Below are 12981 nucleotides of genomic sequence, written 5' to 3' on the forward strand. Positions count from 1 at the left end.
GATTAACTGGAAACTCTCGATGCTTTAACGCATCGACGGTAGCGTCTATCTCGCTAACGCAACCAAACGGGGTAAAGATGATTTCGATTACCCGAGTCGTGAAGCGAATGTTGTTGCTGTTGGCGGTCATCGCCGTCGCACCGAATTCCGGGCCGCCATTTCTGCCGCGGATTATCATCCGCTTTGCGGTGCCGATCGTTCTGTTATGGGTGGGGCTGACCGCCGTCGTCAATCTGGCCATCCCGCAGCTGGAAGTGGTCGGCAAAGCACACTCGGTATCCCTGAGCCCGAAAGACGCGGCCGCGGTCCAGGCGATCAAGCACGTGGGCCAGGTATTCCATGAGTTCGAGTCCAACAGCTCGGTGACGATTGTGCTGGAAGGTGACAAACCGCTCGGCGACGACGCTCACCGTTTCTACAACGAGATGATGCGCAGGCTTTCGGCCGATACCCAGCATGTCGCGCACATCCAGGATTTCTGGAGCGACCCGCTGACGGCCCGGGGATCGCAGAGCGCGGACGATAAGGCCGCCTACGTCGTGGTGTTCCTGGTCGGCAACAACGAAACACAGGCCTACAACTCGGTTCACGCCGTCCAGCACATCGTGAACAGCACCCCGGCGCCGCTCGGGGTCAAGGCATACATCACGGGTCCGTACGCGCTGATCGCCGACCAGACCGAGGCCGGCGACAAGAGCGTCGCCAAGGTCACCCTGACTACCGGCGTGGTGATCGCGGCGATGTTGCTCTTCATCTACCGGTCCGTCGTGACCATGCTTCTCCTGCTCGGCCTGGTTGGGGTCGAGCTGGGGGCAATTCGCGGGGTCATCGCTTTTCTCGCTCACCACAACGCTTTCGGGCTTTCGACCTTTGCGACAAACCTGGTCACCCTGCTCGCCATCGCCGCCAGCACGGACTACGCGATATTCATGCTCGGGCGTTATCACGAGGCGCGCTACGGCGGCGAAGACAGGGAAACCGCGTTCTACACGATGTTTCGCGGGACCGCCCATGTGATTCTGGGCTCGGGCATGACCATCGCCGGCGCCATGTATTGCCTGAGCCTTGCCCGACTTCCGTATTTCCGGACGCTCGGCGCCCCCTGTGCCATCGGCATGTTGGTCGCGGTCCTCGCCGCGCTGACGCTCGGGCCGGCGGTGCTGACCGTCGGCAGCTTCTTCAAACTGTTCGACCCCAAGCGCAGGATGGCCACTCGGCGCTGGCGCCGGGTGGGAACCGCCATCGTTCGCTGGCCCGGCCCGATGCTCGCCGCGACGTGCGCGGTGGCGTCCGTTGGCCTGCTGGCCCTGCCGAATTACCAAACCACTTACGACTTGCGCAAATTCATGTCCGCCAGCATGCCGTCGATCGTCGGGGATGCGGCCGCGGGTCGACACTTTTCGCAGGCCCGGCTGAACCCCGAGGTGCTGCTGATCGAATCCGATCACGACATGCGTGATCCGGTCGACATGGTGGTGTTGGACAAGGCCGCGAAAGCGATCTTTCACACCCCTGGAATCGCACAGGTGAAATCGATAACCCGGCCCCTGGGAACGTCTCTCAAACATACGTCGATTCCGTTCATCCTCAGCATGCGCGACGTGATGAATGCCGAAAACATGGAATTCATGAAGGGCCGAGTGGACGACATGCTGGTCCAAGAGCAGGCGATGGATGTATCGATCGAAACGATGCACAAGATGTACGACCTGATGGGTCGGCTTATCGACGATAACGTCGACATGGATCACCTGACCCACGACATGTCGAACATCACCGACACCATCAGGGATCACTTCGCCGACCTGTCGGATTTCCTCCGGCCAATTGTCAGCTACTTCTACTGGGAAAAACACTGTTTCGATATCCCGATCTGCTGGGCGACGAGATCGATATTCGATACGTTCGACAACGTCGATCAGCTGAGCGAGAAGCTTGGGCATTTCGCCAAGGACATGGACGTGCTGATCAACCTTTTGCCCCAGATGCGGGCGCAGCTCCTCCCGATGATTTCGACGTTGACCACCTTGCGCGACGTGCTGGTCGTTTGGCACGGCACACTTGCGTCTCTTTATGAAGAGCAGGAGCGCAACAGCAAGGACCCCGGTGCCATGGGTCGGGCCTATGACGCCGCCCAGGTTGACGATTCGTTCTATCTACCGCAGTCGGCCTTTGATAATCCGGGTTTCAAGCGGGTCCTGAGCATGTTCTTGTCGCCGGACGGCAAGGCGGCCCGCTTCATCATCTCCCTCGACGGAGCTCCCGCGACGCCCGAGGGCATCTCCCGTGTCGAGCCGATCCAGCAGGCGGCGAGGGAGGCGATCAAGGGAACTCCGCTGCAGGGCGCCGCGATCTCCATGGGCGGCGTCGCCGCGACGTTCAAAGACCTCCAGGAGGGCGCCTTCTACGATCTGATGATCGCCGTGGTGGCCGCGATCAGCCTCATCTTGATCATCATGATGATCGTCACCCGAAGCGTGATTGCCGCCGCCGTCATCGTCGGCACGGTGCTGCTTTCCCTGGGCTCGTCCTTCGGCCTGTCCGTGCTGCTCTGGCAAGACCTTCTCGGCATCGACTTGTACTGGCTGGTGTTGGCGATGTCGGTGATGCTGCTGCTGGCCGTGGGATCGGATTACAACCTGTTGCTGATCTCCCGGCTCAAAGAGGAAATCGGCGCCGGTCTGAACACCGGACTCATCCGTGCGATGGCCGGCACCGGCGGAGTGGTGACGGCGGCCGGCATGGTCTTCGCCGTCACCATGTCGCTGTTCGTGTTCAGCGATTTGCAAATCATCGGTCAGATCGGCACCACCATCGGCCTGGGCCTGGTTTTCGACACGCTGATCGTGCGCTCGTTCATGACACCGTCGATCGCCGCCTTGCTCGGACGCTGGTTCTGGTGGCCGCAACAAGTACGCCCACGCCCGGCCAGTCGGATGCTCAGATCGTCGGGACCCCGCCGTTTGGTGCGTGCCCTGTTGCTGCCCTAGCCGGCCCGGGTGCGCCCAGTGCCGCAACGGCGGCGGCGGCGGCCAGGACCACGACGATGGCGACCGGCCAGATCTTGGAGTGGTTTTGCGCGATCCCGCCCAGCGCCCCGCCCAGTGCCGTGGTTTCGATCGCGAGCAGCGTCGAGCAAAAGCCGATCAGGGTGACGCGGTGGGGTTCGGCGGCGACCACGCCGACCCACGAGATCGCCGCGGCGAAGACGGCGAGGGCGGCCACCGTCGCCAGCAAGAACACGGTGCCGTAGGCCCACATGTGAAACCACTGTCCGCACGCCTCGGCCGCGATGGACAGCACGCCGGCGGCGGCGCTGAGCAGGGCGCTGCCCAGCAGCATGCCGCGCACCCCGAACAGCTGGTAGACCTTGCGCCACAACGCGGAACCGATGACCAGTCCGATGGTGGACAGAAACACCAGCACATGCAGGGTGCCGCTCTGGTGCGCGGTACGCAGGGCATAGAAGGTCATGCCCAGGCTGAGCGGGGCGAACAGCAGGCACGTGATCACATACCGGCGAAACCAAGGCTGGGTGCGGGCAACCCCGAAGCCGCGCCGCCAGGTGTCGCGCACGGACATCCGTGGGGCGATCGAATCCGACCGCGCCGGGCCGACGAACAGTGCCGCGAAGCCCGAGGCAGCCAGTCCGAACGCACCCAGACACAGCAGATCGCGGTGCAACGCCAACTTGTCGCCGGTGGCCAGCCCCGGCACGAGGAACAGCGCGGCAACGGTGGCCACCACCGAGGCGATGGCCCCCTGTACCGACAGCATCCTCAACGCGGACAGCTTGCCGGAGGTCGTGTCGGGGTACGCGACATTGGCGACAGCGACGATGACTCCGCCCCCCGCGCTCGTCAGCAGAAACACCGCCGCCGCGAGCATGCCGTTCCAGCGGATCATCGCGTCGCACAAGATCAGCGCGGCCGCACTCGCCGCCATCGCGGCCAGCAGCAGGTGCCGCATCTGGCCGACGCGCCGCAACACCGCCGGTGACATCGAATTTCCCACGATGGAGCCGAGGCCGTACGCCGGAAACAGGAGCGCGGCCAGCCAGGTGAGGCCCAGGTGCGCGCAAATGAACGGCAGCACCACGGCGCCATTGCTGAACTGCATGCCGGCCGTGTAGAACGCGCCCTGCGAAGGCAGGCGCGGGAACGGGTTCGTGTGTGCCGAAATCTCCGCCGGCAATGCGGCCATGGCATTAACAGTATGGGCGCTGAGCAGGTAAAAACTATCCACCGATCGGACACGGCCGGACGAGTTGGGTGTCCCCCGGTTGGGGGAACGGCTCAATCCATATAACGATTGTCCGAAAGGCTCGATGCTTTAGCACATTGACGGTAGCGTAAGCGCCGAACGCATTGAGACATCAAATCGTTTTGCGACCCGGTAACAAAGCGCGGGAGTAAAGATGGTTTCGGTTACCCGAGTCGTGAAACGAATGTGGTTGCTGCTGGCCGTTATTGCGATCGCCGGCGTCGCGGGGCTCGGAATCTATCGCCTGCATAGCATGTTCGGCGTTCATGGACATCCCGTTGTCAGGGTCAAGGCCGATCTCGATGATCCAGTGTTCGACCCGAAACAAGTGACGTATGAAGTCTTCGGTCCTGCCGCGACCGCAAAGATCGCCTATTTGGATCCCGACGCCCGGGTGCAACGTCTGGAGAATATTCCGCTGCCGTGGTCGCAAACCCTGTCGACGACGCTGACTTCGGTCACCGTCAACCTTTTGGCGCAAAGCAACGGCAGCGTCATCGGCTGCCGAATCAAGGTGAACGGCGCGATTAAGGACGAGCGATCCGAGACCGGACCGAAAGCACTGACTTTCTGCCAGGTGAATGCCGGATGAGCCGGGCACCCAAGATAATCCGCCGATTTGCAGTGCCGATCGTCTTGTTGTGGCTGGGGCTCACGGCCGTGCTCAATATCGGCATCCCGCAGCTGGAGGCGGTCGGCAAAGCGCACTCGGTCTCGATGAGCCCCAAAGGCGGCGCATCGGTTCAGGCGCTCAACCGGGTGGGACAGGTATTCGGTGAGTCCGGCACCGATAACGCGGCCACGATCGTGCTGGAAAGCGACAAACCACTCGGCGACGACGCTCACCGTTTCTATAGCGAACTGGTGCGGCGGCTTTCGGCCGATACCCAGCACGTCGCGCACATCCAGGACTTCTGGAGTGACCCGCTGACCGCCGGGGGATCGCAAAGTGCGGACGATAAAGCCGCCTATGCGGTGGTCTACCTCGCCGGCACGACAGAAACCGCGGCATACAACTCGGTCTACGCCGTGCGGCACATCGTGGACACCACGCCGGCGCCGCGCGGGCTCAAGGCGTATGTGACCGGCTCGATGGGGTTGATCGCCGATCAATCCGAGGCCGGCGACAAAAGTATCGCAAGGGTCACCCTGATTACCGGCGTGGTGATCGCGGCGATGTTGCTGTTTATCTACCGCTCGGTCGTGACCATGATCCTCGTCGTCGTCCTGGTCGGGATCGAACTGGGGGCAATACGCGGAGTCGTCAGTTTTCTGGTCTATCACGGCGTTTTCGGCCTCTCGACCTTCGCGGTCAACTTGCTCACCCTGCTGGCCATTGCCGCCAGCACGGACTACGCGATATTCATGCTCGGCCGCTACCACGAGGCCCGCTACGCGGGTAAGGACCGAGAAGCCGCCTTCTTTGCGATGTTTCACGGAACCGCCCATGTGATTCTGGGCTCCGGGTTGACTATCGCCGGCGCCATGTATTGCCTCAGCTTTGCCCGACTGCCGTACTTCAAGTCGATGGGCCCGCCCTGCGCGGTGGGCATGCTGATTGCGGTCCTCGCCGCACTCACGCTCGGACCGGCGGTGCTGACCATCGCCAGCCACTTCAAGCTGTTCGAACCCAAGCGCAAGATGGCGACTCGGCGCTGGCGCCGGGTGGGAACCGCCATCGTTCGCTGGCCCGGCCCGGTGCTCGCGGCGACCTGCGCGGTGGCATTTGTCGGGCTGTTGGCCTTGCCCAATTACCGCACCACTTACGATCTGCGCAGATTCGTGCCGGCCAGCATGCCGGCCGTTGTCGGGGACGCGGCCGCGGGTCGGCACTTTTCGCAGTCCTGGCTGAACCCCGATGTGCTGTTGATCGAGACCGATCACGATATGCGCACTCCCGTCGACATGCTGATCCTGGACAAGGTCGCAAAAGCCATCTTTCACAGCCCCGGAATCTCGCAGGTGAAATCGATAACCCGGCCCCTGGGAACGCCTCTCAAACATACGTCGATTCCGTTCATCATGAGCATGCAAGGTGTCGGGCAGGCCGAAAACATGCAATTCATGAAGGACCGCCTGGACGACATGCTGATTCAGGTGCAGGCGATGACCGTCTCGATCGACACGATGAAGCACATGTATCAACTCATGGGCGAAATCGTCGACAACACCGTCGATATGGATCACCTCACGCATGACATGTCGAACACCACCGACACCATCAGGGATCACCTCGCGGACCTTTCGGATTTCCTTCGCCCGGTTGGCAGTTACTTCTACTGGGAAAAGCACTGTTTCGATATCCCCGCCTGCTGGGCGGTGCGATCGATATTCGAAACCTTCGACAACATCGATCAGCTGAGCGAGAAATTGGAATCTCTCGTCAAGGATATGGATGTCCTCATCCGGCTCTTACCGGAGATGCGCGCGCAGATGCTGCCGATGATTTCGACGATGACCATCATGCGCGACATGATGGTCGTCTGGCACGGCACACTGTTGTCGTTCTACAAAGAGCAGGAGATGAATACCAAAGACCCCGGTGCCATGGGTCGGGTCTTCGACGCCGCTCAGGTTGACGATTCGTTCTATCTGCCGCAGTCGGCCTTTGAAAACCCGGATTTCAAGCGCGGCCTGAAGATGTTCTTGTCTCCGGACGGCAAAGCGGCCCGCTTCATCATTGCGCTGGACGGAGATCCGTCGACGCCCCAGGGCATCGCCCGCGTCGAGCCGATCCAGCTGGCGGCCAAAGAGGCCATCAAGGGAACTCCGCTGCAGGGCGCCGCGATCTCGATGGGCGGCACGGCGTCGACGTACCGGGACATCCAAGAGGGTGCCTTCTACGACCTGCTGATGGCCGGGGTCGCCGCGATCAGTCTGATTCTGATCATCATGATGATCGTGACCCGAAGCGTGATTGCCGCCGCCGTCATCGTCGGCACGGTGCTGCTGTCCCTGGGCTCCTCGTTCGGCCTGTCCGTGCTGCTCTGGCAGGACATTCTCGGCATCGATCTGTATTGGCTGGTGTTGGCGATGTCGGTGATCCTGCTGCTGGCCGTGGGCTCGGATTACAACCTGTTGCTGATCTCGCGACTGAAAGAGGAAATCGGCGCCGGGCTGAACACCGGGATCATTCGCGCGATGGCCGGCACCGGAGGGGTCGTCACGGCGGCCGGAATGGTGTTCGCCGTGACCATGTCGCTGTTCGTGTTCAGCGATTTGCAAATCATCGGCCAGATCGGCACCACCATCGGTCTGGGCCTGTTGTTCGACACGCTGATCGTGCGCTCGTTCATGACACCGTCGATTGCCGCGTTGCTCGGACGCTGGTTCTGGTGGCCGCAGCGAGTACGCCCGCGCCCGGCCAGTCGGATGCTCAGGTCGTCGGGGCCCCGCCGCTTGGTGCGTGCCCTGTTGCTGCCGCCCGCCGAGAAACCGGCGGAGATAGCGCGGCCCTAGGCGGCCTGCAGGGCCATGGCCGGTGACGCGGTCGGGAAGGACCGGACCCGAGCAGCGACCACCCGCCGTGTTTCCGACGGCGGAGCGGTCAGCGACGCCAGCGCGGCGCCGATGGCCAGGACCAGGACGACGACGTCGGGCCAGATCGTGGAGTGGTTCTGGGCAATGTTGCCGAGCACCGCCGCCAGCGCCATGGTTTCGACGGCAACCAGCGTCGAGCTCAACGCAATCAGTGTCCCGCGGTGCGACTCCTCGGCGACCACGCTGAGCCACGAGATCGCCGCGGCGAAGACCGCCTGCGCGGCCACCGTCGCCAGCAGAAACACCGTGCCGTAAGCCCAGACGTGGGTCCATTCGCCGTAGACTTCGGCCCCCAAGGTCAGCGTGGCGGCGGCGACACTGAGCAGCGCGCTGCCCAGCATCATGCCGCGCACTCCGAACAGGCGATAGACCTTGCGCCACAGCGGCGACCCGAAAACCAGTCCGATGCTGGACAGGATCACCAACACATGCAGGCTGCGGTTGTCGTGGGCGGTGCGCAGGGCATAGAAGGTGGTGCCCAGGGTGACCGGACCGAACAACAGGCACGCGACCATGTACCGGCGGAACCACGGCTGGGACCGCGCGATCGCGATGCCCTCCCGGTAGGTGTCCCGCACCGACATCCGGGTGGTGGTCGAGGTGGACCGCACCGGCCCGACGAACAGCGCCGCGATGGCCGAGCCCGCCAGCCCGAGCGCACCCAGCCACAACAGATCGCGGCGGTAGGCCATCTCGTTGCCGTGGGCCAGCGCCGGCACGACGAACAGCGTGACGACGGTGGCCAGCACCGACCCGATGGCGCTCTGGAACAGGAACAGCTCGCCGCGCCGCGCCCCGGGCAGCTTGCTGGAAACCATATCGGGGTAGGCGACGCCGGCGATCCCGAGCAGAACTCCCGCTGCCGCGCAGGTCAGCAGAAACACCACCGCGGTGAGGGCGCCGTGCCAGGGAATCATCGCGTCGCACAGGGTCAGGGCGGCCACGCTGGCCGCGATCACGGCCAGCAGCCGGTGCCGCATCCGGCCCACTCGCTGCAGCACCAGTGGAGACACCGAATTTCCGACGACGTCGCCGAGGCAGAAGGCCGGAAAGAGCAGCGCGGCCACCCAGGTCAGACCCTGGTGTGCGCAGATCAACGGCAGGATCACGGTGCCATTGCTGAGCTGGATGCCCGCGGTGTAGAAGGTGCCCTGCGAAAGCAGCTTGCCGAACACGCGCGGCTGTGCCGGGGTGGTGGGAACCAGCGTGATGGACATAACAAAAAAATCTAGGGATGATCAACCTTGCATAACATCCTCCGATCGGACATCCCGGGTGGAATTGCTTTGTCCACCGATCGGGGGACACGGCTCAACGCCGTTGACCGCCAATGTTTGCTGTGGCACCGTCTTGCGGATGACTGAAGCCTTGTACGAGGACTCCGGCCTCCGGCTCGACGAGGACGGAATCACCATCCGGCGCTACTACTTCCCGTTGGCCGGGGCCAAGCGGATCCCGTACGGCGAGATCCGCGGCCTCAAGACCGAGCAGATGACCTTCGCGTCCGGTGGCGGCAGGATCTGGGGAGCGACGGATCCGCGATACTGGTTCCCGTTGGACATTCACCGGCCGCGGAAGAAGAAGCTACTGATTCTCGACATCGGCGCTCGGGTTCACCCGTGCATCACCCCCGACGATCCCGACCGTGTCGTCGAGTTGCTGAGCGATCGGGTGCCGACCACTTGAGGGGTTCGCGCGTTGGGCTCACCGGCGCCAGCGTCGGTCTGATCTACGGATACGACCTGTCCATCATCGCCGGCGCGCAGCTGTTCATCACCGAAGATTTCGGACTCACCACCTCTCAACAAGAACTCCTCACGACGATGGCCGTGATCGGGCAGATCGCCGGAGCGCTCGGTGCCGGCGTACTCGCCAACGCGATCGGCCGAAAAAAGTCGGTCGTGCTGATCCTGGTCGCCTACGCGACCTTCGCGCTGCTGGGTGCGTTCTCGGCGTCATTTCCGATGCTGCTGGCGGCACGACTCCTGCTGGGTATGACGATCGGCGTGATGGTGGTGGTCGTCCCGGTCTATATCGCGGAATCGGCGCCGGCGGCGGTGCGCGGGGCGCTGCTGACCGCCTATCAGCTGACGATCGTCACCGGGCTTATCGTCGGGTATCTCGTCGGCTACCTGTTGGCCGGTACCCACAGCTGGCGCTGGATGCTGGGGCTGGCCGCGGTGCCGGTGATGCTGTTGCTGCCGTTGGTGATCCGCCTGCCGGACACGGCCCGGTGGTATCTGCTCAAGGGGCGGGTCGACGACGCGCGGCGCGCGCTGCTGCGCGTCGAGCCCGCCGCGAACGCCGACGAAGAGCTCGCCCAGATCGGCCGCGCACTGGGCGAGGGCTCCCCCGGTTTCAAAGGCCGCATCTCCGAGATGCTGCGGCCACCGTACGTGCGAGCCACCGTATTCGTGATCGTGCTCGGCTTCCTGCTGCAGATCACCGGCATCAACGCGATCATCTACTACAGCCCCCGAATATTCGAAGCCATGGGATTCACCGGTAATTTCGCGCTGCTGGGCCTGCCGGCGCTGGTCCAGGTGGCCGGTTTGGCAGCCGTGGGCGCGGCGCTGACGCTTGTGGACCGCGTCGGCAGACGCCCAATCCTGTTGTGCGGCATCGCCATGATGATCGCCGCCGACGTCGTGCTGACGGCGGTGTTCGCCCGGGGCATCGGCGGCGCGGCGCTCGGGTTCGCCGGCATCCTGTTGTTCATCATCGGCTACACCCTGGGTTTCGGCTCGCTGGGCTGGGTGTACGCCAGCGAGAGCTTCCCCACCCGGCTGCGGTCCATCGGGTCCAGCATCATGCTGACCTCCAACCTGACTGCCAACGCGATCGTCGCGGCGGTCTTCCTGACCATGCTGCACTCCCTCGGCGGCGCAGGCACTTTCGCGTTGTTCGGGGTTTTGGCCGTGGTGGCGTTCGGCTTCGTGTACCGGTACGCGCCGGAGACCAAGGGACGCCAGCTCGAGGACATCCGGCACTTCTGGGAAAACGGCGGCCGCTGGGAAGACCCGTGCCCCTGATCCGCGCCGGCGCGGTCGTCCTCGACGATCAGGTCTGCCGGCCGGGATGGCTAGAGATCACCGGCGCACGGATTCTCGCCTGCGGGGCCGGTGAACCGCCCGCGCCGCCCGACCGGGACTTCCCGGATTGCCTTGTGGTGCCTGGCTATATCGACATGCACGTGCACGGCGGCGGCGGCGCCTCTTACCTGGACGCCGAGCAGATCGACGAAGCCGCGCAGTTTCACCGTTGCCATGGCACCACCACGACGCTGGCCAGTCTGGTCACCGCCGCACCCGACACGCTGATCGCGGGGGTGCGCGCGCTGGCCGAAGCCACCCGATCCGGCACCGTCGCGGGCATCCACCTGGAAGGGCCGTGGCTGGCAACCGCACGGTGCGGAGCACACGATCCGACCCAGATGCGCGATCCCGAGCCCGGCGAGGTCGACGACGTCCTGGCCGCCGGCGAGGGCACCATCCGGATGGTCACGCTGGCACCGGAGCGACCCGGTGCCGGCGAGGCGATCCGGCGCTTCGTGGACGCGGGTGTCGTTGTCGCCGTGGGACATACCGATGCCACCTATGAGCAGACCCAACAAGCGATCGCCCTGGGCGCCACGGTGGGCACGCATCTGTTCAATGCGATGCCGCCCCTGCACCATCGGGAACCCGGACCGGCACTCGCGCTGCTGGAAAGCCCGGCGGTGACCGTCGAGCTGATCCCCGACGGCGTGCACGTGCACCCCGCCGCGGTGCACGCGGTCGTCCGGGCGGCCGGGCCCGACCGGGTCGCCGTCATCACCGACGCGATCGCCGCGGCCGGATGCGAGGACGGCGCGTACCGGCTCGGCGCGGTGCAGGTCGACGTGCGGGCGGGGGTGGCCCGGGTGCATGCGACGTCGACGATCGCCGGCAGCACCGCCACGATGGATCAGCTCTTCCGCACGATTTCGCGGCTCGGCCCGGACGCTGATGCCGCATTGGTCGCCGCGGTGCAGATGACCTCGGCGACGCCGGCGCGGGCGCTGGGCCTGGGGCGGGTGGGCGCCCTACAGGCCGGCTACGACGCCAATCTTGTTGTGCTGGACCGCGAATTGCGAGTCGCGGCCGTGATGGCGCAGGGCGCCTGGCGCTAACGCAGCCAGCGGGTCAGCCGGGAAAAGGCCAGCGCGCCAACGGCTCCCATCACGATCGCGGTCAGCGTCTGCCGGGTGCTGATCCCCTCGTCTAGCAGGACCCGCGGGGCGATGATCGCGGGCGCCGGAGGCGGGGCGTACTTGCTGCGCGGATCGGTGGAAAGCGTGGCGGCCCAGGCGGTGGCGAAGAGCACGAGATACCCGGTGATGTAGGAGAACACCATCAGGCCCAGCACCGGCCCGAAGGTCGCACCCGCCGGACTGCGCAACACGACCCGCAGGTAGATCGAGGCCACCTGTTTGAACAGCTCGAAGCCGATCGCCGCGAGCAGGCCGGCCCGCGCCGAGTCGGCGAGGCTGACCTTGTGCCGCGGCAGCCGGCCGATCATCCAGGTGAACAACATCCACGACACCAGCAGCGACACCACTATCGAAAGACCCCGGAAGAGCTCGCCGAAGATCGAGAAGTTGGGCACGCCAGCCCATTTCAGTACCGCGCGCATCGGCGCCGCGTGCCCGAGCGCGGTGAGCGCGATGGTGGCGAGGATGACCACGAACGTCCCCACCATTGCGACCAGATCGGACAACTTTCCGCGCACGAAGCCCGGCGACTGCAGCGGTTCGTCCCACCACATCTCGGTCACGGCGCCGCGCATATGGGACATCCAGCCAAGTCCGGCCCACGCCGAGGCGGCCAGGCCGATCACACCGACCGACGTGCGCGCGTTGATCGCCGAATTCATCAGGTCCACCAGCTGCTGCCCGAGCTCACCGTCGACCGCGTCGCGGATGTGCTCGTCGATGCTGGCGAGCAGCTTGGGGTCCTCGGCCAGCATGAAACCGACGACCGCGAAACCGACCATCAGCAAAGGGAATAGCGCGAAGATCGTGTAGTACGTCAGGGCGGCCGCCAAGAAGCCGCCGTTGCGCTCGTCGAAATGTTTGTAGGCGCGTAGCACATGGTCGAGCCAGCCGAACCGGGCCCGCAACCGGTCAAGGATCCCTGGCTTGGCCGGCTCGTCCATGGT

The 12981-nt window shown here is 64.5% G+C and carries 9 protein-coding genes; 6 read left to right on the forward strand and 3 right to left on the reverse strand.

All coding sequences use genetic code 11. The features are described 5' to 3' along the window. The first annotated feature begins 107 nt into the window (after positions 1-107). Positions 108-2990: an MMPL/RND family transporter gene (locus G6N55_RS11290; protein ID WP_085219942.1), complete on the forward strand. Its 2883-nt coding sequence runs from the start codon at positions 108-110 to the stop codon at positions 2988-2990. On the opposite strand, the gene G6N55_RS11295 is transcribed toward G6N55_RS11290, so the two are convergent. Continuing rightward, a complete protein-coding gene (locus G6N55_RS11295; protein ID WP_085219941.1) occupies positions 2941-4203 on the reverse strand; it encodes a hypothetical protein in 1263 nt (420 codons plus the stop codon). The genes G6N55_RS11290 and G6N55_RS11295 overlap by 50 nt on opposite strands. 214 nt (positions 4204-4417) lie before the next feature. On the opposite strand from G6N55_RS11295, the gene G6N55_RS11300 reads away from it, so the two are divergent. Next, a complete protein-coding gene (locus tag G6N55_RS11300) occupies positions 4418-4855 on the forward strand; it encodes an MmpS family transport accessory protein (RefSeq protein WP_085219940.1) in 438 nt (145 codons plus the stop codon). Further along, on the forward strand, positions 4852-7722 hold the full coding sequence (locus G6N55_RS11305; protein WP_085219939.1) for an MMPL/RND family transporter: 2871 nt from the start codon (positions 4852-4854) through the stop codon (positions 7720-7722). Before G6N55_RS11300 ends, G6N55_RS11305 begins: the two co-directional genes overlap by 4 nt. Here the strand turns inward: G6N55_RS11305 and G6N55_RS11310 are convergent. Then, entirely contained in the window at positions 7719-9020 is a 1302-nt protein-coding gene (locus tag G6N55_RS11310) for a hypothetical protein (RefSeq protein ID WP_085219938.1), read from the reverse strand. The genes G6N55_RS11305 and G6N55_RS11310 overlap by 4 nt on opposite strands. Before the next feature lie 139 nt (positions 9021-9159). Between G6N55_RS11310 and G6N55_RS11315 the strand changes: the two genes are divergently transcribed. The 3 genes from G6N55_RS11315 to nagA are packed head-to-tail and all read left to right on the forward strand — an operon-like array spanning position 9160 to position 11953. After that, positions 9160-9489, forward strand: coding sequence for a PH domain-containing protein (locus G6N55_RS11315; RefSeq protein ID WP_085219937.1), 330 nt, complete (start codon positions 9160-9162; stop codon positions 9487-9489). Then, positions 9486-10835, forward strand: a complete 1350-nt coding sequence (locus G6N55_RS11320) for a sugar porter family MFS transporter (RefSeq protein WP_085219936.1) — start codon at positions 9486-9488, stop codon at positions 10833-10835. Before G6N55_RS11315 ends, G6N55_RS11320 begins: the two co-directional genes overlap by 4 nt. Further along, positions 10826-11953, forward strand: a complete 1128-nt coding sequence (nagA, locus tag G6N55_RS11325; protein WP_085219935.1) for an N-acetylglucosamine-6-phosphate deacetylase — start codon at positions 10826-10828, stop codon at positions 11951-11953. The genes G6N55_RS11320 and nagA overlap by 10 nt, the downstream gene beginning before the upstream one ends. On the opposite strand, the gene yhjD is transcribed toward nagA, so the two are convergent. Then, positions 11950-12978, reverse strand: coding sequence for an inner membrane protein YhjD (yhjD, locus tag G6N55_RS11330; protein ID WP_085219934.1), 1029 nt, complete (start codon positions 12976-12978; stop codon positions 11950-11952). The genes nagA and yhjD overlap by 4 nt on opposite strands. Positions 12979-12981 lie beyond the last annotated feature (3 nt).

This window comes from Mycobacterium florentinum (assembly GCF_010730355.1).
GTDB lineage: Bacteria > Actinomycetota > Actinomycetes > Mycobacteriales > Mycobacteriaceae > Mycobacterium > Mycobacterium florentinum.